The sequence below is a fragment of the Nocardioides marmorisolisilvae genome, assembly GCF_031656915.1.
GTDB classification, from domain to species: Bacteria; Actinomycetota; Actinomycetes; order Propionibacteriales; family Nocardioidaceae; genus Marmoricola; species Marmoricola terrisoli.
On the sequence record NZ_CP134227.1, the window covers coordinates 2976475 to 2998555 of the forward strand.

Sequence of the window (22081 nt, forward strand, 5' to 3'; positions counted from 1 at the left end):
GATCGGGCGCATGAGTCTTCAGCTTGGGCAGGGCACCGGACCGCTCCGCGGCATCAGGGTCGTCGAGCTGGCCGGGATCGGTCCCGGTCCGCACGCCTGCATGATCCTCGCCGACCTCGGCGCGGACGTGATCCGGATCGACCGGCCCACCGGCGCGAGCATCGGCGGTGGCACCAGCGACATCCTCAACCGGGGGCGCCCGAGCGTCGCCCTGGATCTCAAGGACCCGCGCGCCATCGAGACCGTGCTGCGGCTGGTCGAGGACGCCGACGTCCTCGTCGAGGGGATGCGGCCCGGGGTCACCGAGCGGCTGGGCCTCGGCCCCGAGGACTGCCGCGCCCGGAACCCGCGGTTGGTCTACGGCCGGATGACGGGGTGGGGACAGAGCGGCCCGTGGTCGCAGATGGCCGGCCACGACATGAACTACATCTCGATCGCCGGCGCGCTGCACGGGCTCGGCCAGGACAAGGCTCGCCCGCATTTCCCGATGAACCTGGTCGGCGACTTCGGAGGCGGCTCGACGTACCTGGTGATCGGGTTGCTAGCCGCGCTGCTCGAGGCGCGGGTGTCCGGGACCGGGCAGGTCGTCGACGCCGCGATCGTCGACGGAACCGCGCACCTCAACGCGATGGGGGCGGCGTTCCTGTCCAGCGGGCTCCAGGGGGAGGGCCGGGTGTCCGGCCTGCTCGACGGCGGGACGCCGTACTACGACCTCTACGAGACTGCGGACGGCGAGCACGTGTCGGTCGGTGCCCTCGAGCCGCAGTTCTACGCCGAGCTGCTGGACCGGCTCGGCATCGCCGACGAGGCGCCGGACCGCTATGACCCGGCCAACTTCCCGGCGCTGAGGAAGTTGCTCACCGACACCTTCCGGCAGCGGACACGCGCCGAGTGGGCCGCGGTCTTCGACGGATCCGACGCCTGCGTCGCCCCCGTGCTGCCGCTCAGGGAAGCGTTCGACCATCCGCACAACGTCGCCCGCGAGGTATTCGTCGAGCGCGACGGCCTGACCCAGCCGGCCCCGGCGCCGCGCTTCTCCCGTACGGCAGCCACGCTGAGCACCGGCCCCGCCGTCGCCGGCCAGCACACCCGGGACGCCCTGACGGCATGGGGTGTGGACGACGTGGACACCCTGATCGCGGAGGGCGTGGCCGTCCAGGCGACGTAGCCGATCGGCGATCGGGTGACCCAGCCCACACCGCGGACACCATTGACCCTGACAGTTCTACTGTCACAATGGCAGTGCATGCGTCGGCATGCCCCGGACCACCGCTGTACCGAGGAAGTTGGGATCGAAAGATGAGCCAAGAAGCGTTCGTGTACGACGCGATTCGTACCCCCCGCGGCAAGGGGAAGAAGAACGGCAGCCTCCACGAGGTCAAGCCGGTCGACCTGGTGATCGGCCTGCTCGACGAGATCAAGGAGCGCAACCCCTCGCTCGACGTGAATCGCGTCGACGATGTCGTGCTCGGTGTGGTCTCGCCGATCGGTGACCAGGGCGGCGACATCGCCAAGACCGCCGCACTCGCTGCCGGCTACCCCGAGACGGTGGCCGGCGTCCAGCTGAACCGCTTCTGCGCCTCCGGCCTCGAGGCCGTCAACCAGGCCGCGTCGCGGGTGCGAGGGGGCTTCGAGGACCTGATCCTCGCGGGCGGCGTGGAGTCGATGAGCCGGGTGGCGATGGGGTCCGACGGCGGCTCCTGGGCCTCCGACCCGGCCACCGCATTCGCCGCTTCCTTCGTCCCGCAGGGCATCGGCGCCGACCTGATCGCCACCCTGGAGGGCTGGAGCCGTGAGGACGTCGACACCTTCGCGGTCGAGTCCAACCACCGCGCCGCCAAGGCGTGGGCCGACGGTCGCTTCGCCCGCTCGGTCATCCCGGTCAAGGACCGCAACGGCGTGACCGTGTTGGACCACGACGAGTTCATCAAGCCCGAGTCCACGGTCGAGGGAATGGCCCGGCTCAAGCCGAGCTTCGCGGGCATCGGCGCCCAAGCAGGATTCGACGATGTGGCGCTGGAGAAGTACCACTGGGTCGAGCGGATCGACCACGTCCACCACGCCGGCAACAGCTCCGGCATCGTCGACGGTGCCTCCCTGGTCGCGATCGGCAACGAGCAGGTGGGCACGGACCTCGGCCTGACCCCCCGCGCCCGGATCGTCTCGGCGGCCGTCTCCGGCTCCGACCCGACCATCATGCTCACCGGCCCGGCGCCCGCCGCTCGCAAGGCGCTCGCCCGGGCAGGCCTCAAGGTCGACGACATCGACCTGTTCGAGATCAACGAGGCGTTCGCCGCCGTCGCGATGCGGTTCATGCGCGACATGGGCATCGACGACTCCATCACGAACGTCAACGGCGGATCGATCGCGATGGGCCACCCGTTGGGCGCCACCGGCGCGATGATCCTCGGCACCCTGGTCGACGAGCTCGAGCGCCGCGACCTCAAGCGCGGCCTGGCCACCTTGTGCGTCGGTGGCGGCATGGGCATCGCGACCATCGTCGAGCGCGTCTGACGCGGCCCGACAGACACGAAGACGAGAGGCAAGAGCACAGATGACCGAGACCGCAACGCCCCAGGGCACTACGAGCGCGGACAGCACCGCCGTCCGCTACGACCGCGGTGAGGACGGGATCGTCGTACTCACCCTGGACGACCCCACCGCCGGCGCCAACACCATGAACGACCTCTACAAGGACTCCATGCACGCCGCGGTCGACCGGCTGTACGCCGAGGCCGACAGCGTCACGGGCGTGGTGATCACCAGCGCGAAGAAGACCTTCTTCGCCGGCGGAAACCTGAAGAACATGCTCAAGGCCGGGCCGGAGGACGCCCAGTCCGTCTTCGAGATGGCCGAGGGCATCAAGGCGGACCTGCGCCGCCTCGAGACGTTCGAGAAGCCGGTCGTCGCGGCGATCAACGGCGCCGCGCTCGGCGGCGGCCTGGAGATCTGCCTGGCCTGCAACCACCGCATCGTGGTCGACGACCCCAAGGTCGACCTCGGCCTGCCCGAGGTCACCCTCGGCCTGCTGCCCGGTGGCGGTGGCGTCACCCGCGTGGTCCGGATGCTCGGCATCCAAAGCGGGCTGATGGACGTGTTGCTCACCGGGACCCGCTTCAAGCCTGCTGCCGCGAAGGAGAAGGGCCTGGTCGACGAGCTGGTGGCTACCCGCGAGGAGCTGGTGCCGGCCGCGAAGGACTGGATCGAGGCCCACAAGGACGACGCCGACGCCGCGAAGAACCCGTGGGACCGGGAGAAGTACAAGATGCCCGGCGGCTCGCCGTCCAGCCCGGCGCTGGCCGGCTTCCTCCCTGCCTTCCCGTCGATGCTGCGCCAGCAGACCAAGGGCGCGCTGTATCCGGCTCCGCGCGCGATCCTTGCGACCGCGATCGAGGGTGCCCAGGTCGACTTCGACACCGCCAGCCGGATCGAGTCGCGCTATCTCGCCGGGCTGATCACCGGGTCGAACTCCAAGAACATGATCCAGGCGTTCTTCTTCGACCTGTCCGCGATCAACAGCGGTGCCCGGCGTCCCAAGGACGTCGAGAAGTTCACCGCCACCAAGGTGGGCGTCCTCGGCGCAGGCATGATGGGCGCCGGCATCGCCTACTCGTGCGCCCGTGCGGGCATGGAGGTCGTGCTCAAGGACGTCCAGCAGGAGGCCGCCGAGAAGGGCAAGGCCTACTCCGAGAAGATCCTCGCCAAGGCCGTCGAGCGCGGGAAGATGGACGAGCAGAAGTCGGCCGAGATCCTGGACCGGATCACCCCGACCACCGAGCCGAACGACCTCAAGGGCTGCGACCTGGTGATCGAGGCGGTCTTCGAGGACCCCAGCCTCAAGCACAAGGTCTTCGCTGAGATCCAGGACGTCGTGAACGCCGACGCCCTGCTGTGCTCGAACACCTCGACCCTGCCGATCACCGGCTTGGCCGAGGGCGTCAGCCGGCCCGAGGACTTCATCGGGCTGCACTTCTTCAGCCCGGTCGACAAGATGCCGCTCGTCGAGATCATCCGGGGCGAGAAGACCTCCGACAAGGCCGTCGCGCACGCCGTCGACGTGGTGCTCGCGATGCGCAAGACCCCGATCGTGGTCAACGACAGCCGTGGGTTCTACACCTCGCGGGTGATCGGCACGATGGTCAACGAGGGGCTGGCGATGCTCGGCGAGGGCGTGCACCCGATGTCGGTGGAGCGCGCGGCCACCCAGGCCGGCTACCCGGTCGGCACGCTGCAGCTCTCCGACGAGCTGAACATGGAGCTAATGGCCAAGATCGCGAAGGCCACCCGCGAGGCCGAGGGCGACGCCTACGTCGAGCACCCGGGCACCAACGTCGTCGACACGATGATCGAGGCGGGCCGTCCGGGCCGCCTGCGTGGTGCCGGCTTCTACGAGTACGACGAGAACGGCAAGCGTCAGGGCCTCTGGAAGGGACTGGCCGAGCTGTTCCCGTCGAACCCGGAGCCCGCCGACATCGAGGACCTCAAGGACCGCTACCTGGTCGTCGAGGCGCTCGAGACCGCGAAGTGCTTCGAGGAAGGCGTCATCGAGTCCGCAGCCGAGGCCAACATCGGCTCGATCATGGGCATCGGCTACCCGGCACTCACCGGCGGCACCGTGCAGTACATGCAGAACTTCGACCCGTCGACAGGCTCAGGGCAGGCAGCCCGGATCACGGAGCGTGGCCTGAAGGGCTTCGTTGCCCGCGCCCAGCAGCTCGCCGAGAAGTACGGCGACCGCTTCACCCCGACTCCCCGCCTGGTGGAGATGGCGGAGAAGGGCGAGTCCTTCCCCGCCTGAGGGACCCGGCTGCCCTCGTCGTACCCGATCGAGGCGGCGCAACGTTGCAGAGTCTTTGCAAGGTTGCGCCGCCTCGAGGCGATTTCACTGAAAATCCGCGCCGCCTCGGCATCGTTGGGACACTCGGGTGCATGGGAGTGGGGGCGCCGGAGGGTGGCGCAGGATCGGGGCGTGTCGACGTGCGCGGATTGTGCGTGCACTTCGGCGAGGTCGAGGCCGTCCATGAGCTGGACCTCACGGTCGGGCCGGGCCGGGCGACGGCGCTGCTCGGACGCAACGGAGCCGGGAAGTCGACCACGATGCGCGTGCTGGCCGGGGTGGTGCCACCGAGCGCCGGGACGGCCAGGGTTGCCGGGTTCGATGTCGGCGAGAACCTGTGGGAGGTCAAACGACGGGTCGGCTACTGCCCCGACGTGGGCGGGCTGGTGCCGCGCGCCACTCCCTGGGAGCACCTCCAGCTCGCGGCCGCGCTCCGGCGTCTGGACGACTGGGAGGACGGCGCGCGGCTGCTGCTCGAGCGCTTCGACCTGACCGACGCGGCCCACCGGGTCACGGCCGGCTTCAGCCACGGCATGGGACGCCGCCTCTCGGTGCTGCTCGCCTCCTTCCACCGCCCCGACGTGCTGCTGCTCGACGAGCCCTTCGACGGCGTGGACCCGCTGGGCGTCGAGGCCACCCAGGAGGTCATCGCGGACGCGTGCGCGCGCGGCGCCGCCGTACTCGTCTCGACCCATCTGCGCGAGCTCGCGATGGGCGTGTGCGAGCAGGCTCTGGTGCTTCGCGGCGGAGCGAGCGTGGCCGCGCTGCCCGCCGCCAGCCTGCTCGGGGAGGGTGGCGCCGGTGCCTACCGCGCCCTCCTCGGCTGAGCTCCGTACGGCCGTCCCGGACCTGGCGGTGCTGCTGCGCTTCCGGTCGGCCACGCTGAGCTCGTCCGGTCGGCGTCGGCTGCTGGCGGCCCTCGCCGTCGTCGGCCTGCTCACGGTCGGGCTGGTCGCGGGCGCGGCCTGGCTGCCCGGGACCGGCGACCGTCCTCATGCCGGCGCGTTGATGGCGCTGCTGCCGTCGGCGATGGTCGGCTTCCTGCTGCTCACCGTGGTCTCCGCGGTGGCCTCGGGCGGGGGCCGCGAGGTGGTGCCGCGGGACCAGGCCGTGGCCTTCCCCGTGTCGGCCACCACGGAGCATCTCGGTGCGCTGCTGATGGCGCCGCTGAACATCGCGTGGCTGCTGCAGTCATGGGCCCTGCTGGGCACAGCGGCGTACGCGGTCGGCCCCCACCGGCTCTGGTCCGTCGAGATCCCGATGATCGTGTGGATCCTGGTCGCGACGACGGCCGCCCAGCTGCTCGGCTGGCTGATCGAGGGCCTCCGCCGGGGTCGGCACGGGCTCCTGGCGTTCCGGCTGCTGCTGGCCATGGCCGGCGTCGGCGCGGTCGGTCTGGTGGTGTCCGGCCAGCTGGCGCCATTCCTGGACCGCGGGCCCACGCAACGACTGGTCTTCGTGGTCACCGCTGGGCCCGACGGGCAGTGGCGGCTCTGGCTGAGCAACGTCGCCGCCCTGGTCGCGGCCGGCGTCGTCGTGTTGTATGCCGGGGCGGCGGCCGCAGGCTGGGCACTCGGCCGGCAGGAGCGCGAGGAGCTGCGTCTGGAGTCCGGCCGTCGACGGCCCCGGCCGATGCCTCGATCCGCCTTCGCGGCGATGGTGCGCGTGGACCGGGCCTCGGTCTGGCGGTCGGTTCCGCTGCGTCGCGGGATCGCCGTACTGGCCCTGATGCCGGGGGCGGTGGCGCTGGCCGGTGCGCTGCCCTGGGAGAGCCTCGCGGTGCTGCCGGGACTGGTGGTCTCCGGTGGCGCGCTGCTGTTCGGCGTGAACGCGTGGTGCCTGGATGGTCGGGGGGCGCTCTGGCGGGACAGCCTTCCCGGGGACCCGGCGCTGGCCTACTGGGCGCGGGCCGTGGTGCTGGCTGAAGTGCTGGTCGCGGCGGCGGGCGTCACTGCGCTGCTTGCGATCGTCCGCGCGGGGGCGCCGACGGCGAGCGAGGCCGCGTCCCTGGGCTGCGTCGTCGTGGTCGTCACCGCCCAGGTGGTGGCGACGTCGATGCGCTGGTCGGTCGCCAGGCCCTTCGCCGCCGATCTGCGCAGCGCCCGGGCAACGCCCGCCCCACCGGTGGTCATGGTGGGCTACAGCGCCCGGCTGGCCTGCTGGACCACGTTGACCGGACTCCTCTTCGGCCTGCTCTCGCGTCAGCCCGACTGGGAGGTCCCGGTGCTGGTCGCGGTCGCGCTGCTCGCCCGCGCCGGACACCGTTTGATCGCCGTCGCCCGGGCCTGGCGAGAGCCGTCGGTACGGGCGGGCGTGATCATCTCGGTACTCGGATGACCTTGCGGAAGGAGTCCGCCAGGTGCCAATCTGAATCCGCCGCTGACAGTCGCCATGGGCGGCTGCGCGTAACTCGGCACACGCACGGTCGTTTGAGCGGATAGGCTGTTGCGTAGTTCTCGGGTAGACGTACAGGAGAAGCGATGAAGAAGATCCTCGGTGTGGCCGCGGCCATGATCGCCACCCTGCTCGCCGTCGCGCTCAGCGCACCCGCCGCCCAGGCCTACCCGTCGCCCGTCTTCGACATCAGCGTGAGCCAGCAGGTGGTGGTCGGAGGCCACACGTTCGTCGGCCACGCCCACGCCAGCGTCCGCTGCCACGACTGGACACTCACCTTCCTCGAGCAGTCGGCGCACGGCCCCGGCAAGACCTTCAACCACCGCTTCGACACCCCGGTCGTGCAGACGAAGACCACCTACCCGATGCACGCCCGCTGCGTCTACAGCGTCGATGCGGGGGCCACTGGCTCCTCTCCCCGGGCGGCCGACCAGACCTGGACCGGCACCGTCCCGATCACGCTGCTGCCGCAGAAGTCCCACGGCCAGGCGGCGCCCGCGAACAGTGCCGGCGCCGGCGGTGGCCTGCTCCCGAACACCGGTGGACCGAGCTTCTGGATCCTCATCGCTGCGATCGTGTTGATCATCGGAGGTGGCGGTGCGGTCCTGCGGTCGCGTCGCCGCTCGGCCGGCCCGCCTGCCTGATCCGACCGCGGTGATTCGTTGACGCCGGTCTCGGCGTCCGGATCCTCGCGGGTACGCCGGCTGCTGCTGCTCCTCGGCGGCTTGGTGCTGCTCGCCGTCATCCTCTTCGCCTACCAGGCCTGGCGGGCCGGGTCCGCGCTGATGGATGCCCAGTCGCAGGCTCGCAGCCTGACCAGCGCGCTCAACGCGGGCGACCTGCGTGGCGCCGAGTCGGCGGCCCTTGATCTGCGTCGGTCGACCGCGCGCGCCCACGGCGAGACCGACGGTGTGCTGTGGGGCATCGGCTCGAAGGTGCCGTGGCTCGGCCGCAACATCGGTGCCGTGCAGACCTCGGCGGACGTACTCGACGCGATCTCCGCGCACAGCCTGCCCACCCTGCTCAGCCTGGCCGGCGAGGTCGACCACGGCCGGCTCCGGCCGCGCCACGGCCGGGTGGACCTGGCCGAGATCCGTCGGCTCACCCCGTCGGTGCAGCGGGCCGCGGCCGCGGTGGATGGCCCGGCCGCGCGGATGGCCCAGGTCGATCCGGACGGGCTCGTCTACCCGCTCAACGGTCTGGTCGACGAGCTGCGCACGAAGGTGGCCGATGCCCACACCGCCATCGACGCTGCGGCCGATGCCTTCGAGGTGTTGCCCACGATGCTCGGTGCGGACGGTCCACGCAGCTACCTGCTGTTGGTGCAGAACAACGCGGAGATCAGGTCCACCGGGGGGATGCCGGGCTCGTGGTCGGTGCTGCACGCCCGCAACGGCAAGCTGACCATGGGGGACCAGGGGGATGCCGCCAAGTTCACCATCGGCCGCAGCCCGCTCAAGCTCAGTGCGGAGGAGAGCGCGCTGTTCGGCAGCCAGCTCGGCCTCGATCCCCGTGACATCACCATGGACCCCGACTTCCCCACGGTGGCGCGCATCGCCGCCCGGCTCGCGGCCAGCCACGGGCACCGTGTGGATGGAGTCTTCGCGGTCGACCCGGTGGCGCTGTCCCAGGTGCTGCAGGGGACCGGCCCGGTCAGGCTGGCAAATGGCGCGGTCCTCAATGCCGCCAACGCCGTACCGGCACTCCTCAACGGGGTCTACCGCACCGTCGACTCGCCGGCGGCGCAGAACGACTTCTACGCGTCCGCGGCCCGGCAGGCCTTCGATGCGCTGGTGGCCGGGCGGGGCGACCAGGTCAGGGCGATCCGCGGCCTGGTGATCGCGGCGAGCCAGCACCGGGTGCTGGCCTGGTCCGACATCCCGCGGGTGGCGCGGGTGATCGGCCGCAACAAGCTCTCCGGCGCCTTGCCCACCAGCACCGGCTCTCCGGAGGTGGGCGTCTACCTCAACGACGGTGGCGGCGGGAAGATGGAGTACTACCTGCGACAGTCGGCCACCGCCACCGCGACGTCCTGCACCGACAACGGCACCCAGCACCTGCAGTTCTCGGCGACCTTCCGGTCCGCCGCGACGCCGGCGGTTGCCGGCTACCCGATCTGGGTCACCGGCACCGGAGCGATCACCAAGCCCGGAGTCATGCTGATGAGCCTCTTCGTCTACGGCCCCTGGCATGGCTCGATCACCTCACTGAGCGTGAACGGCCGCCCGGTGACCGTCACCGGAAACCTGCATGACGGGCACCAGGTCGGCATCTTGCCGGTGCAGCTGCGCCCGGGGCAGTCGATGACGGTGACCGGCACCATGGTCAGCGGCCCGCGCCAGCCCGGGGACGTCCACGTGACCAGCACCCCGGGCATGGAGACCGAGCCCGACCCGGCCACCTTCCCCTCGGCGTGCGGCTGAGCAGCACTAGTCTCGGGCCATGGACTTCGCGCCGTCGCCCCGTGCCGCCGAACTCGCCGCCCTGGTGGGCGCCTTCGTCACCGATCGGATCGAGCCGATCCAGGAGCAGTACCACCGGGACGTGGCGGAGCGGTCGGCCGGCGACGCCTGGCAGGAGAGCCCGATCCTCGGCCAGCTGCGCGCGGCGGCGCGCGAGCAGGGGTTGTGGAACCTCTTCCTTCCCGCCAGCCACGACCGGCCGTACGCCGAGCAGTTCGGCACCCACGGCGGGGCGGGCCTGAGCAACACCGACTACGCCCCGCTGGCCGAGATCATGGGTCGGGCCACGTTCCTGGCGCCGTACGTCTTCAACTCCCACGCCCCGGACACCGGCAACATGGAGGTGCTGCTCAAGTACGGCACGCCGGCGCAGAAGGAGGAGTGGCTGGAGCCCCTGCTCGACGGCCGGATCCGCTCCGCATTCGCGATGACCGAGCCGGGCGTGGCGTCCTCCGACGCGACCAACATGGCGGCGACCGCCGTCGTCGACGGAGACGAGGTCGTGATCAACGGGACGAAGTGGTTCTCCACCGGCGTGGGCCACCCCGACTGCCGGGTGCTCGTCTTCATGGGGCTGCGCACGCCTCCGGGGGAGAGCCCGGAGACCGACCGGCACCGCCGGCACACCATGGTGCTGGTGCCGCTGGACACCCCGGGCGTCAAGGTCGAGCGGCTGCTGTCGACGATGAACGTGTACGACGAGCCGGTGGGGCACGGCGAGGTGAGCTTCACCGACGTGCGGGTCCCGGCGAGCAACATCCTGCTCGGCGAGGGCCGCGCCTTCGAGATCGCCCAAGGACGGCTCGGGCCGGGACGGATCCACCACTGCATGCGGCTCATCGGCCAGGCCGAGATCGCCCTCGAGCTGATGATCAGGCGCGGGCTGTCCCGCACCGCCTTCGGCAAGCCGCTGATCAAGCTCGGCGGGAACCCCGAGCGGGTCGCCGAGGCCAGGATCGCGATCGACCAGGCCCGGCTGCTGGTGCTCAACGCCGCCTGGAAGCTCGATGAGGGCGGGCCGCTGCACGCGATCAGCGAGGTCAGCCAGATCAAGGTGGCGGTCCCGAACATGGCCCAGCAGGTGATCGACATGGCGATGCAGATCCACGGCGGCGCCGGGCTCTCCCAAGACTTCCCGCTCGCGGCGATGTGGACCAACGCCCGGGCGCTGCGGCTGGCCGACGGACCCGACGAGGTGCACCGCGGCGTGGTCGCCCGCCTCGAGATCGGCCGGATCGCCGCGGAGCAACGCTGATGACCCGGGTGCTCATCACCGGCGGCGCCTCCGGACTCGGCGCCGCACTCGCCCGGGGGTACGGCGACCGGGGCGCCGACGTCGTCACCGCGGACATCAATGGCGGTGACCTGCACCTCGACGTCCGCTCCGACGACGACTGGGCCGCGGCGCTGGCCTGGGTGGAGCAGCACTGGGGCGGCCTGGACATCCTGATCAACAACGCCGGTGTCGCGGGCGGTGGTCGAGTCGACGTGGCCACGATGGACGAGTGGGAGTGGATCACCGCGATCAACCTCTTCGGGGTGGTCCGTGGCGCGCGCACGTTCACCCCGATGCTCAAGCGGCAGCGCTCGGGACACATCGTCAACACCGCCTCGCTGGCCGGGCTGGTGCACCCGGCCGGGATGGGCTCCTACAACGCGGTCAAGGCCGCCGTCGTCGCGTTCACCGAGACGCTGGGTCACGAGCTGGCCGGCCATGGGATCCGCGCCAGCGTGGTCTGTCCGTCGTACTTCCGGACCAACCTGATGGCCTCGATGCGCGGGAGCGACCAGGCCGTCGGAGCGGTCATCGGCCGACTGGTCGAGACCTCGACGGTCTCGGCGGACGACATTGCGGCGGCGGTGATCGAGGGGGTCGAGCGGGGGGACGAGCTGATCCTCCCGGACGAGGCCGCACGGGCGGCGTACCGGCTGAAGCTGACCGACCGCCCGGCGTACGACGCGGTGATGCGGGACCAGGCTGCCCGGCTGGAGGCCTACGGTGGCTGATCAGGACGGGATCGAGATCGAGGGCGCCGGCGCGGTCCGCGCGGAGGACGCCTTCGACGTCGACGCGGTGCTCGGCTGGCTGCGTGCGCAGGGCGAGGCGATCGACGGCGACGTCATGGTCCGGCAGTTCGGCGGCGGCGCCTCCAACCTGACCTACTCCCTGCGCTCGACCGGACCCGACGGTGGCCGCGACCTGATCCTGCGCCGCCCACCGAGCGGGCACAAGGCACGCGGAGCCCACGACATGGGCCGCGAGTTCCGGATCCAGGCGGCGCTCGCCGAGCCGTTCGGGCTGGTGCCCACGATGGTGGCGCTGTGCGAGGACCCGGCCGTGATCGGCTCGGAGTTCTACGTCATGGAGCGCCTCGACGGGATCATCCCGCGCCGCGACCTCCCGCCCGAGGTGCAGCTCACCGAGACCGAGGTGCGTCGGCTGTGCACGGACGCGCTGGACACCCTGATCAGGCTGCACCGGGTCGACGTCTCCGCACCTGACCTGGCCGCGCTCGGTAAGGGCACCGGGTACGTCGCGCGGCAGGTCGCCGGCTGGTCCACCCGCTGGCGGCAGGCAGTGACGCCGGACGCGCCGGACTTCGAGGCGGTGATCGGCTGGCTCGACGCCCACCAGCCCGAGGACGTCGGCAACTGCCTGATCCACAATGACTTCCGGTTCGACAATCTGGTGCTCGACCGATCCGCCCCGACCCGGGTGATCGGCGTGCTCGACTGGGAGATGGCCACCCTCGGTGACCCGCTGATGGACCTCGGCGGGACCCTCGCCTACTGGGTACGCGACGACGACGACCAGTTCTTCCGCCAGTTCCGCCGCCAGCCGACCCACCTGCCGGGGATGCTCAGCCGCGACGAGGTCGTCGCCTACTACTGCGACGCGACCGGCCTCCCGATGACCCCTGACCGGTGGCGGTTCTACGAGGTCTACGGGCTGTTCCGGCTGGGGGTCATCTCCCAGCAGATCTACTACCGCTACTTCCACGGCCAGACCCACAACGAGGCGTTCGCCGTCTTTGGGCCGGCCACGCAGTATCTGCGCAGCCGCTGTGTGCAGATCCTCGGCCTCGCCGACTGATGGGGCCGCGCTGATGGGACAGATCCTGCTGGTCCGGCACGGCCAGGCGTCCTGGGGTGCGGTCGACTACGACGTGCTCTCGCCGACCGGCGAGGAGCAGGCCGCGGTGCTGGGTCGCTTCCTGACCGCCCTGGCCCCGGAACTGATCGTCCACGGGACGATGAAGCGACAGCAGCGCACCGCCGAGATCGCCGCCGAGGCGGCCGGCTGGTCGGCCCCGCTGTCGGTCGACGAGCGCTGGAACGAGATGGACCACCCGGCGATCCTTGCCGCACATCCGCAACAGTTCGACGGCGAACCCGATCGGCACCAGTTCCAGGCCTGGTTCGAGGCCGCCACCGACCGCTGGACGGCCGGCGACCACGACCACGAGTACGACGAGCCCTATCCGGCGTTCGTCCGTCGGGTCGGTGCGGCGCTCGCCGAGATCGCCGGGAGCGGCACGGCGGTGGTCTTCACCTCCGGCGGCCCGATCGCCTCGGCCACCACCGAGCTGCTCGGCGCCGACGTCGCGACCTATGGGCTGCTTGCTCCCGTGGTGGTGAACACCTCGGTCACCCGGGTGGTCAGCGGGCGCCGCGGCCTGACCCTGGTCAGCTTCAACGAGCACGCCCACCTACAGCACGACCGACGCCTGTTGACCTACCGCTGACGATCGGGAGGGTTCATTCCGGCAGACTGCTGCCATGGTCGAGACCAAGGGCACGATCCTGATCACCGGCGCGAGCGGCGGACTGGGCGCGGAGATGGCACGGCAGTTCGCCGTCCTGGGCTACGACCTCGCGCTGTGCGCGCGTCGTACCGACCGGCTCGACCAGCTGAAGGCGGAGATCCTCGCCGCGCACCCGCAGCGACGGATCGAGGTGCGCGCGCTCGACGTCACCGACGACGACCAGCTGTTCGCGGTCTTCGCCGCCTTCCAGACCGACTTCGGCACGATCGAGCGGGTCGTCGTCAACGCCGGCCTCGGCAAGGGCCAGCCGCTCGGCACCGGACGCTACGACGCCAACCGGCAGACCGCGATGACCAACTTCATCGGCGCGCTGGCCCAGGTCGAGGCCGCGATGGAGATCTTCCGAGCCCAGGGTTCCGGTCACCTGGTCATGATCAGCTCGATGTCGGCGATGCGCGGGCTGCCGAAGAACCTCACGACCTACGCCGCCACCAAGGCCGCCGTCGCCCACCTCGCCGAGGGCGTGCGCGCGGAGATGTACGGCAAGCCGATCGACGTCACCGTGCTCTACCCGGGCTACATCGCCTCGGAGATGAACGCGAAGGTCGCCCAGCGCACCCCGATGATGGCGTCGACCGAGAAGGGCGTCCGGTCGATGGTGGCGGCGATCGAGAAGCGGGTCGACTCGGCCTGTGTTCCTCGGCTTCCGTGGGCGCCGATGTCGCTGCTGCTCAAGCATGCGCCGATGGCGGTCTACCGAAAGCTGGTCTGAGCCCCCTGGTGCCGGCCCGCGAGCCGTCAGCGCAGGAACGGCTCGAGCAGCCCGGGTGTCGCCGCGCGAGCCAGCCCCAACGCCTCCGCGTCGGGTACGTCGAGCAACGGGTAGCCCTGCTTGCCACCAGCCGTGGTGGCCACCAGCGTGGTCAGCCCGACCCGCCGTTGGAACCAGCTCTGGTGCAGGTTCCAGCCGATGATCCCGTCACACTGCAGCACCACCCGTCGGCCGTGGAACGAGTGCGACCGGATCACCAGGTGGGCACCCGCCAGCGCGTGCCCGAGCCGCCTCGCCCGGTCGTGGGCCAGCAACGGGACCGGCACCAGGACCACCAGCGCGAGCAGCAACGGCCAGCCGTGCACCCCGAGCGCCAACCCCACGATCGCGGCGATCCCACTCGCCACGGTGCCGCCGGCCAGCGCCCGGGTGTAGCGGCGTCGGACGGCAGCCGGTCCGTGGCCGGTGAGCGCGACCTTCAGGGGCGCCCCATCACCGAGGACCTCTTCGGCGACCCGGCGCACCGCGGCGGTGGGCGCAGGCGGCACGAGGGTGGTGCTGCTGGACTCGCGGCGGCTCAGCCCGGTGACGATCGCGGCCAGCCGGCCGGCGCCGACCAGTCGGAGGCCGAGCGGCTCATGCACCTCCACGCCACGGATCCGTCGGGTCTCGATGCTGGTTTCGCGGTTCGTCAGCATCCCCTTGACCACGTGGAAGCTGCGTCCCGACGCGTCGCGGAAGAGCACGAACCCCCAGTTGGCGAGCAGGTAGCCGAGCACGGACAGCACCGAGATGACCACCACGAACACCACCACCGCGCCGACGATCCCGGCCCAGAGCGGGACACTGACCCGGCTGCCGTCGTACCGATGGACGGCGTCGGTCACCAGCGGGGTGAGCAGCTGGTTGCCGGCCGCGAGGGCGGCCAGGCCGATCGCCAGGCCGCCGGTGGTCAGTGGTGCGTAGCGGACCCAGGACGGATCGAGCCGCAGCAGCACGTCGTCGTGCGTCGGTGACGCCGTCGGCACGGGTGTGGCACCGGGGGCATCGTGGAGCAGTGCGGCACGCAGCGTGCGGGCCTCGACCAGGGAGAGCGCGTTGAGCTCGAGCCTCTCCTCGCCGCGGGTGTGGGCCGAGCCGGTGCCGATCCGGACCTTGGCCAGCCCGAGCACCCGGTGGATGGGCGAGGAGGTGAGCTCGACCGTGCGGACCCGGTCGAGCGGCGCGGTGAGCACGACGCGGTTGAGCAGGCCGCGACGAAGCTCGAGCTGCGTCGGGGTGATCCGGAAGCTCGTGGTGAGGTAGCGCAGCAGCCCGAGGACCACCGGCACCGCGACCCCGGCGACGTGCCACCAGGCGTTGTCGTTGCTGTGCGAGCCGATCAGGAAGACGCCGACGAGGGCGGGCAGGAACCGCACCACCTCGCCGGCGGGGTGCACCAACAGCATCCTCGTGTCCAGGCGCCTCCAGTCGACCCCGGCCGGTCCGACCCCGACGGGTCCGACGGAGTCGAGCCCTTGCGTCTGCGTCATGTCGCGTCGCCGGCCAGGTCCGCCGTGCGGCGGGTCAGCTCGGCGACCAGGTGCTCGGCGACGGCCCGGTCCAGCCCCTGGATCTCCAAGGGACCGGCGGCCGACGCGGTGGTGGCGGTGACGCTGGCCAGCCCGAGCAGCCGGGAGACCGGACCCTGCCCGAGATCGACCGTCTGCACCCGCGACATCGGTGCCACCCGGCGCTCGCGGGTGAGCCACCCAGTCTGGGTGTAGACCGCGACGTCGGTGGTCTCCCACCGGTGGATCCGGTAGCGCACTGTCGGCATCACCGCGAGGTAGGCCAGCGCCACGACGACGTACACCGACCAGGCCCACCACGGCATCGGGAACCAGTGCCAGACCTCCGCAGCCACGGTCAGCGCGGCGGCCGCGACGATCCCCTGGAGGAGGGCGCCGGCCGCCCAGACGACCATGGCCCGGGGCGAGACCCGGTGCACCGGGTCGCGCATGTCGAGATCCACCCGGGCAACTCTAGACGTCGGGCAGACTGCCCTTCATGGACTTTGTGGACCCGGACGCGATCGTCGTCGGCGCCGGACTGGCCGGGCTCGTCGCCACCCACGAGCTGGTCAAGGCCGGGCGCCGGGTGCTGATGCTGGACCAGGAGAACCGCGCGAACCTCGGCGGTCAGGCGTTCTGGTCGCTGGGCGGGCTGTTCTTCGTCGACAGCCCCGAGCAGCGCCGGATGGGCATCAAGGACTCCCGGGAGCTGGCCTGGCAGGACTGGCTGGGCTCGGCCGGGTTCGACCGGCTGGACGGCGAGGACCATTGGGGCCACCGCTGGGCCCAGGCGTACGTCGACTTCGCGGCCGGCGAGAAGCGTGCCTACCTGCACGAGCTGGGGCTCCGCTCGGTGCCGATCGTGGGGTGGGCGGAGCGGGGCAGCGGCTCGGCGACCGGGCACGGCAACTCGGTGCCGCGCTTCCACCTGACCTGGGGAACCGGACCGGAGGTGGTGCGGGTGTTCGCCGAGCCGGTACTCGCCGGCGAGGAGCGCGGCCTGGTGCAGTTCGGATTCCGGCACCGCGTCGACGAGCTCGTCGTCGAGGACGGTGTGGTGGTCGGCGTCCGCGGTGCGGTGCTCGCCCCCTCGGCAGAGGCCCGCGGCGTGAAGTCGTCGCGCGAGGTCGTCGACGAGTTCGAGCTGCGCGCACCCGCCGTGGTCGTCTCGTCGGGCGGCATCGGTCACAACCACGACCTGATCCGGGAGATCTGGCCGACCGAGCGGCTCGGGCCGGCACCGAAGCACATGATCTCCGGGGTCCCCGCACATGTCGACGGCCGGATGCTGAAGATCACCGAGGACGCGGGCGGCAACATCGTCAACCGGGACCGGCTGTGGGCCTACACCGAGGGGATCCACAACTGGGACCCGATCTGGCCCGACCATGCGATCCGGATCATCCCCGGCCCCTCCTCGTTGTGGTTCGACGCCACCGGCCGTCGGTTCGCGTCGCCGAACTTCCCCGGCTTCGACTCCCTCGGCACCATGAAGGCGATCCTGGCGACCGGCTACGACTACTCGTGGTTCGTCCTGACCCAGACGATCATCGAGAAGGAGTTCGCGCTCTCGGGCTCCGAGCAGAACCCCGACGTCACGGACAAGGACATCGCCTTCATGGTGAAGTCCCGGCTCGCCGGTGGTGCCCCGGGCCCGGTGGAGGCGTTCAAGGAGCACGGCGAGGACTTCGTCGTCGCCGACTCGCTGCGTGAGCTCGTCGACGGGATGAACGCGCTCGGGCGAGACGGCGCGGTGGTCTCCTTCGACGAGCTCGAGCGTCAGATCGTCGCCCGCGACCGCGAGGTCGACAACGCGTTCTCCAAGGACATCCAGTTGATGGCGGTGCACAACGCGCGCAGGTCGCGCACCGACAGGCTGATCCGGGTGGCCAAGCCGCACAAGATCCTCGACCCGGCTCATGGCCCGCTGATCGCCGTACGCCTGAACATCTTGACCCGCAAGACCCTCGGCGGGCTGGAGACCAACCTCGACTCCCAGGTGATGCGCCCCGACGGCAGCGCGTTCCCCGGCCTGTACGCCGCCGGCGAGGTCGCCGGCTTCGGCGGTGGTGGGGTGCACGGCTACAACGCCCTCGAGGGCACCTTCCTCGGCGGCTGCATCTTCTCCGGTCGCGCCGCCGGCCGGGCGATCGCGCGGGGCTGACTTTTCCCAGGTTAGGAACCCATCGGTCACGTTCACACACCGCAGATCGTGTGTGAAGAGTGACTATGGGTGCTTAACCTGGGAAAAGTCACCGCGCTAGGCTCCCGTGCATGAGCGGCAAGGTCGTGCACTTCGAGATCCCCTTCGATGACGCCGAGCGGGCCCACTCGTTCTACCGGGAGGCCTTCGGCTGGACGATCACCGAGATCCCGGAGATGCACTACTCGATCGTGCAGACCGGGCCGGTCGACGGCGATGGCTTCCCCGCGGAGAAGGGGTACGTCGGCGGCGGCATGCTCAAGCGGGAGAGCCCCACCGACCGGCCGGTGATCACGGTCGACGTCGATGACATCGACTCGGCGCTGGCCAAAATCGAGGAGCTCGGCGGGATGACCGTGCTCGGTCGCCAGGACGTCGGTGAGATGGGCTGGGCGGCGTACTTCAAGGACGTCGAGGGCAACCTGATGGGACTCTGGCAGAGCCGCTGACACGGGTCGGGAGTTCAAGGACCGGTCGAACGTCGACCCCGAACCGCCGTACTTGTCCACGATCCGCGGATCGATGTGCCGGGCGGCCTGCGGCTCACCGCGCCTTGGCGGCGTGACCAGGGTCGCGCACTGCGGATGCCCGGCAAGCATGGAGCTGGCCGGAGTCGGCTCTCCGAACTGCTACCGGGCCCGGCGCCCCCGGGGCTAGCGTCGGACGGTGACCTGGTGGGAAAGGCGCAACCGCGAGCTGGTCGGGCCGGAGCTGGCCGGCGAGCGGGTGCCGCCGTACCTGATCGAGCTGCTCGAGGCGGTCGAGGAGTCCTACCTCGCGCTGGCCACGATGCCGGGGTGGCCGGACCCGCACGCCGACCCGGCTTCTCCCTATGGCCGGCGCGAGTCGACGGAGGACGAGTACTCCCGCTGCCTCGACCCCTGGAAGTACGCCGTGGTCCTCGATCGGGTGGAGGCCTGGGTGAGCTGCCTGGTCGAGCGCGGACTGGCCGAAGTCGTGGAGCTCGGCCTACCGATCCGACCGGCTCCTGCCGACGAGGTGGGCGACCCGGACTGGCTGCTGGTGCCGCACCTCGCTCTCGGTCGGGCGCGGCGGGTGCAGCCGCTGCTCGCGCCAGGGCTGCCCCTGGTGGTGGGCAGTTGGGACGCCACCGACGACCGTCCGGCGGGCGTGCTGCTCGCCGCGGGATCGCCCGCAGTGCCGATCCAGGACGTCCCCGACTGCGGTTGCGACGCCTGCGACGACGGCTCCGACCCGCTGCTGCAGGTCGTCGACGAGACCCTGCTTCACGTGCTCGACGGGTCGCTGCGGATGCGGGTGGAGGCGGGCACCACCAGTGCGCGCTGGTCCGGCGGGGGGCAGTCGTCGACCGTCTACGGCGACGATCGCAGGGCTCGCCGGGCCGTGCTGGGGCCGGACCCGCATGAGTACGCCGGCTCGCCGTGGCATCCCGGTTGGCCCCTGCGTCAGCCCCAGGTCGAGGTTCGAGCCGAGCGCCCGCGCGAGTGACCGGGGCCTGGCCCCGGCCCGGTGGGCCGCCGGAATAGCCAACAGCCCCGTGTCGTTGAACAGTCAACGACATTGGAGGCGACATGCAGATCGGCATCTTCAGCGTCGGCGACGTGACCGCCGACCCGACGACCGGCCGCACCCCGACCGAGCACCAGCGGATCAAGAACACCCTCGAGCTGGCGAGGAAGGCCGAGGACGTCGGCCTGGACGTGGTCGCGCTCGGCCAGCACCACAACCCGCCGTTCGCGGCGAGCTCGCCGACCACGACCCTGGCCCACATCGCCGCACAGACCGAGCGGATCGTGCTGTCCACCGCCACCACGCTGATCACCACGACCGACCCGGTCCGGATCGCGGAGGAGTATGCCCAACTGCAGCACCTCTCCGACGGCCGCGTCGACCTGATGCTCGGTCGCGGCAACACCGGCCCGGTCTACCCGTGGTTCGGCAAGGACATCCGCGACGGCATCCCGCTCGCGATCGAGAACTACGCGCTGTTGCACCGGCTCTGGCGTGAAGACGTCGTGGACTGGGAGGGCAGGTTCCGCACCCCGCTGCAGGGCTTCACCTCGACGCCACGGCCCCTGGACGGGGTCCCGCCGTTCGTCTGGCACGGCTCGATCCGCTCGCCGGAGATCGCCGAGCAGGCGGCGTACTACGGAGACGGGTTCTTCTCCAACCACATCTTCTGGCCGTCGTCGCACACCGCACAGATGGTCGCGCTCTATCGGCGCCGGTTCGAGCACTATGGCCACGGCACCGCCGCGCAGGCGATCGTCGGGCTCGGCGGTCAGTTCTTCATGAGGCGCAACAGCCAGGACGCGGTCACCGAGTTCCGTCCCTACTTCGACAACGCCCCCGTCTATGGCCACGGTCCCTCGCTGGAGGACTTCAGCGCGCAGACCCCGCTGACCGTCGGGTCGCCGCAGCAGGTCCTCGAGCGCACCCTCGGGTTCCGGGAGTACGTCGGTGACTACCAGCGTCAGCTGTTCCTGGTCGACCACGCCGGCCTGCCGCAGAAGACCGTCCTCGAGCAGCTCGACCTGCTCGGCGAGATCCTGCCCGACCTGCGAGCCGGCTTCGCCGAGGGCCGCCCAGCCGACGTACCCGACGCGCCGACCCACGCCTCCCTGGTCCGCCGAGGCGGCGCAATCTTGCAGCCGGAGGACCTCGAGGCGGCGCAGATTCGCAGGAGCGCCCGATGACCCGGATCGTCGTGGTCACCGCCGGCCTGTCCGAGCCCTCCTCGACCCGGCTGCTCGCCGACCGCCTCGGCGCGGCGACCCGGCAGCGGCTGGAGTCGGCAGGCCGTGAAGTAGCGCTGGACCAGGTGGAGCTGCGGGCTCTCGCGCACCCGATCGCCGATGCCATGCTCACCGGCTTCGCCGCCGGCCCGCTGGCCGACGCCGTCGAGGCGGTACGTCGGGCCGACGCGCTGATCGTGGTCACACCGGTCTTCTCCGCGTCGTACTCGGGCCTGTTCAAGTCGTTCTTCGACGTCCTCGAGCCCGGCCTCCTCGAGGGCCTCCCGGTGCTGATCGCGGCCACCGCCGGGACGGCACGGCACAGCCTGGTCCTCGAGCACGCGCTGCGGCCGCTGTTCGCCCACCTCAAGGCGGTGGTGGTGCCGACCGCGGTCTTCGCTGCGACCGAGGACTTCGGAGCAGGCGGCACGGGAGCCTTGCACCAGCGCGTCGAGCGGGCTGCCGGCCAGCTCGTCGACCTGCTGGTGGGGCCCGGCCCGCTGCGCTCGGCGACTGATCCTTTCGACGACCGATCCGAGGACTTCACCGACTTCGCCTCGCTGCTCGGCACCTGACACTGGCGGAGCCGCCGGCGCGGTGCCAGCCTGTGCAGGCAACCTTTCGCCCGGGTGCGGCGTCGAAGGGGCACGAGCCGCTCGGAGGTGTGACGTGGGCAGGTTGACAGCGACGATCGTCGTGCTCGGGGTCCTGGTCGCCGGATGTGGCAGTGGGGAGCACCCGTCGACCCACGCCACACAGGACCCCGCAGGCGTGCGCACGAGCGCTCAGAGCAGCCCGAGCCCGCCCGAGAGCGACGCGCCCACACCGACACCCGCGCCGGCGGGACGTGTGCGGATCCCGGCGTCCTTCCCGCTCGCTGCGGGTTGGGGCCGGGGTGGGGGCGACGGCCGGCCGCGCGTCCTGCGGCACCCGCTTGGTCTCGACGTACACGGTGTCGACGTCTACGTGCCCACCGGTGCGCTCGGCAGACGGACGATGCTCTTCGAGCTGCCCGAGTGGGTCCGCGGACGCGAGGTGGCGGTCTACGGGAGCCCGGCGGCGGCGCGGCACGTGATCGCCACCGTCGTACGGGATGCCCGGCAATCGCGACGCAGCCGCTCCGAGGACGGCTCCCGGCTACTGCGCAGGGTCCATCGTCTCCCCGACGGCACCGTCGAGGTGCTCAGCTGGCGGCGGCTCGAGGGTCATCCGGCGGTCGGCACGCAGACCGTGCTGCTGCACCGGTCGGGCCGGGCGTTGCTGACCAGCACCGGCTCTGCCGAAGGCCAGGGGGCGGCCGGGGCGGCCCATCTGGCGCGCGAGGATCTCGGCATGCTCAGACCGGCCTTGGCAGCCCTGCCGGGCCTGGGCTGAAC

General features: G+C 71.1%; 20 protein-coding genes. 18 read left to right on the forward strand and 2 right to left on the reverse strand.

The window, feature by feature from the left end; genetic code table 11:
• Positions 1-10: 10 nt before the first annotated feature.
• From Q9R13_RS14315 to Q9R13_RS14370, 12 genes are all read left to right on the forward strand, one after another.
• Complete coding sequence (locus Q9R13_RS14315; protein ID WP_310961847.1) at positions 11-1168, forward strand: CaiB/BaiF CoA transferase family protein; 1158 nt, start codon at positions 11-13, stop codon at positions 1166-1168.
• Positions 1169-1299: 131 nt separating this feature from the next.
• Positions 1300-2514, forward strand: a complete 1215-nt coding sequence (locus tag Q9R13_RS14320) for an acetyl-CoA C-acetyltransferase (protein ID WP_310961848.1) — start codon at positions 1300-1302, stop codon at positions 2512-2514.
• A 40-nt stretch (positions 2515-2554) separates the two neighbouring features.
• A complete protein-coding gene (locus Q9R13_RS14325; RefSeq protein ID WP_310961849.1) occupies positions 2555-4798 on the forward strand; it encodes a 3-hydroxyacyl-CoA dehydrogenase NAD-binding domain-containing protein in 2244 nt (747 codons plus the stop codon).
• A gap of 131 nt (positions 4799-4929) precedes the next feature.
• Positions 4930-5664, forward strand: a complete 735-nt coding sequence (locus tag Q9R13_RS14330; RefSeq protein WP_310961850.1) for an ABC transporter ATP-binding protein — start codon at positions 4930-4932, stop codon at positions 5662-5664.
• Complete coding sequence (locus Q9R13_RS14335; protein WP_310961851.1) at positions 5639-7174, forward strand: hypothetical protein; 1536 nt, start codon at positions 5639-5641, stop codon at positions 7172-7174. The genes Q9R13_RS14330 and Q9R13_RS14335 overlap by 26 nt, the downstream gene beginning before the upstream one ends.
• Before the next feature lie 143 nt (positions 7175-7317).
• Complete coding sequence (locus Q9R13_RS14340; protein WP_310961852.1) at positions 7318-7875, forward strand: LPXTG cell wall anchor domain-containing protein; 558 nt, start codon at positions 7318-7320, stop codon at positions 7873-7875.
• A gap of 18 nt (positions 7876-7893) precedes the next feature.
• Positions 7894-9654: a DUF4012 domain-containing protein gene (locus tag Q9R13_RS14345; protein ID WP_310961853.1), complete on the forward strand. Its 1761-nt coding sequence runs from the start codon at positions 7894-7896 to the stop codon at positions 9652-9654.
• 19 nt (positions 9655-9673) lie between these two features.
• A complete protein-coding gene (locus Q9R13_RS14350; RefSeq protein WP_310961854.1) occupies positions 9674-10948 on the forward strand; it encodes an acyl-CoA dehydrogenase family protein in 1275 nt (424 codons plus the stop codon).
• The gene (locus tag Q9R13_RS14355) at positions 10948-11700 is read left to right on the forward strand and encodes an SDR family NAD(P)-dependent oxidoreductase (RefSeq protein WP_310961855.1); all 753 of its coding nucleotides are present in this window, start codon (positions 10948-10950) and stop codon (positions 11698-11700) included. The genes Q9R13_RS14350 and Q9R13_RS14355 overlap by 1 nt, the downstream gene beginning before the upstream one ends.
• A complete protein-coding gene (locus Q9R13_RS14360; protein WP_310961856.1) occupies positions 11693-12787 on the forward strand; it encodes a phosphotransferase family protein in 1095 nt (364 codons plus the stop codon). The genes Q9R13_RS14355 and Q9R13_RS14360 overlap by 8 nt, the downstream gene beginning before the upstream one ends.
• Before the next feature lie 13 nt (positions 12788-12800).
• On the forward strand, positions 12801-13439 hold the full coding sequence (locus Q9R13_RS14365; protein ID WP_310961857.1) for a histidine phosphatase family protein: 639 nt from the start codon (positions 12801-12803) through the stop codon (positions 13437-13439).
• Between the two features lie 34 nt (positions 13440-13473).
• The gene (locus Q9R13_RS14370) at positions 13474-14232 is read left to right on the forward strand and encodes an SDR family oxidoreductase (RefSeq protein ID WP_310961858.1); all 759 of its coding nucleotides are present in this window, start codon (positions 13474-13476) and stop codon (positions 14230-14232) included.
• Positions 14233-14258: 26 nt separating this feature from the next.
• Here the strand turns inward: Q9R13_RS14370 and Q9R13_RS14375 are convergent, their stop codons facing one another.
• Positions 14259-15764, reverse strand: a complete 1506-nt coding sequence (locus Q9R13_RS14375; protein ID WP_310961859.1) for a PH domain-containing protein — start codon at positions 15762-15764, stop codon at positions 14259-14261.
• The gene (locus tag Q9R13_RS14380) at positions 15761-16246 is read right to left on the reverse strand and encodes a PH domain-containing protein (RefSeq protein ID WP_310961860.1); all 486 of its coding nucleotides are present in this window, start codon (positions 16244-16246) and stop codon (positions 15761-15763) included. Before Q9R13_RS14380 ends, Q9R13_RS14375 begins: the two co-directional genes overlap by 4 nt.
• 35 nt (positions 16247-16281) lie before the next feature.
• Between Q9R13_RS14380 and Q9R13_RS14385 the strand changes: the two genes are divergently transcribed.
• From Q9R13_RS14385 to Q9R13_RS14410, 6 genes are all read left to right on the forward strand, one after another.
• Positions 16282-17949 (forward strand): FAD-binding dehydrogenase, encoded by a 1668-nt coding sequence (locus Q9R13_RS14385; protein WP_310961861.1) that lies wholly within the window; start codon positions 16282-16284, stop codon positions 17947-17949.
• Positions 17950-18059: 110 nt separating this feature from the next.
• Positions 18060-18437 (forward strand): VOC family protein, encoded by a 378-nt coding sequence (locus tag Q9R13_RS14390; protein ID WP_310961862.1) that lies wholly within the window; start codon positions 18060-18062, stop codon positions 18435-18437.
• Between the two features lie 217 nt (positions 18438-18654).
• Complete coding sequence (locus Q9R13_RS14395) at positions 18655-19458, forward strand: DUF6226 family protein (protein WP_310961863.1); 804 nt, start codon at positions 18655-18657, stop codon at positions 19456-19458.
• Between the two features lie 83 nt (positions 19459-19541).
• Entirely contained in the window at positions 19542-20666 is a 1125-nt protein-coding gene (locus Q9R13_RS14400) for an LLM class flavin-dependent oxidoreductase (protein WP_310961864.1), read from the forward strand.
• On the forward strand, positions 20663-21280 hold the full coding sequence (locus tag Q9R13_RS14405; protein WP_310961865.1) for an FMN reductase: 618 nt from the start codon (positions 20663-20665) through the stop codon (positions 21278-21280). The genes Q9R13_RS14400 and Q9R13_RS14405 overlap by 4 nt, the downstream gene beginning before the upstream one ends.
• Positions 21281-21374: 94 nt before the next feature.
• Positions 21375-22079, forward strand: a complete 705-nt coding sequence (locus Q9R13_RS14410; protein WP_310961866.1) for a hypothetical protein — start codon at positions 21375-21377, stop codon at positions 22077-22079.
• Positions 22080-22081 lie beyond the last annotated feature (2 nt).

Excerpts from the sequence above, each read along its gene's own strand:
- Q9R13_RS14355 (WP_310961855.1), top strand. The coding sequence starts at position 10,948 with ATGACCCGGGTGCTCATCACCGGCGGCGCCTCCGGACTCGGCGCCGCA.
- Q9R13_RS14400 (WP_310961864.1), top strand. The coding sequence starts at position 19,542 with ATGCAGATCGGCATCTTCAGCGTCGGCGACGTGACCGCCGACCCGACG.
- Q9R13_RS14375 (WP_310961859.1), bottom strand. The coding sequence starts at position 15,764 with ATGACGCAGACGCAAGGGCTCGACTCCGTCGGACCCGTCGGGGTCGGA.
- Q9R13_RS14330 (WP_310961850.1), top strand. The coding sequence starts at position 4,930 with ATGGGAGTGGGGGCGCCGGAGGGTGGCGCAGGATCGGGGCGTGTCGAC.
- Q9R13_RS14405 (WP_310961865.1), top strand. The coding sequence starts at position 20,663 with ATGACCCGGATCGTCGTGGTCACCGCCGGCCTGTCCGAGCCCTCCTCG.
- Q9R13_RS14325 (WP_310961849.1), top strand. The coding sequence starts at position 2,555 with ATGACCGAGACCGCAACGCCCCAGGGCACTACGAGCGCGGACAGCACC.
- Q9R13_RS14370 (WP_310961858.1), top strand. The coding sequence starts at position 13,474 with ATGGTCGAGACCAAGGGCACGATCCTGATCACCGGCGCGAGCGGCGGA.
- Q9R13_RS14390 (WP_310961862.1), top strand. The coding sequence starts at position 18,060 with ATGAGCGGCAAGGTCGTGCACTTCGAGATCCCCTTCGATGACGCCGAG.
- Q9R13_RS14385 (WP_310961861.1), top strand. The coding sequence starts at position 16,282 with ATGGACTTTGTGGACCCGGACGCGATCGTCGTCGGCGCCGGACTGGCC.
- Q9R13_RS14340 (WP_310961852.1), top strand. The coding sequence starts at position 7,318 with ATGAAGAAGATCCTCGGTGTGGCCGCGGCCATGATCGCCACCCTGCTC.
- Q9R13_RS14315 (WP_310961847.1), top strand. The coding sequence starts at position 11 with ATGAGTCTTCAGCTTGGGCAGGGCACCGGACCGCTCCGCGGCATCAGG.
- Q9R13_RS14365 (WP_310961857.1), top strand. The coding sequence starts at position 12,801 with ATGGGACAGATCCTGCTGGTCCGGCACGGCCAGGCGTCCTGGGGTGCG.
- Q9R13_RS14320 (WP_310961848.1), top strand. The coding sequence starts at position 1,300 with ATGAGCCAAGAAGCGTTCGTGTACGACGCGATTCGTACCCCCCGCGGC.
- Q9R13_RS14350 (WP_310961854.1), top strand. The coding sequence starts at position 9,674 with ATGGACTTCGCGCCGTCGCCCCGTGCCGCCGAACTCGCCGCCCTGGTG.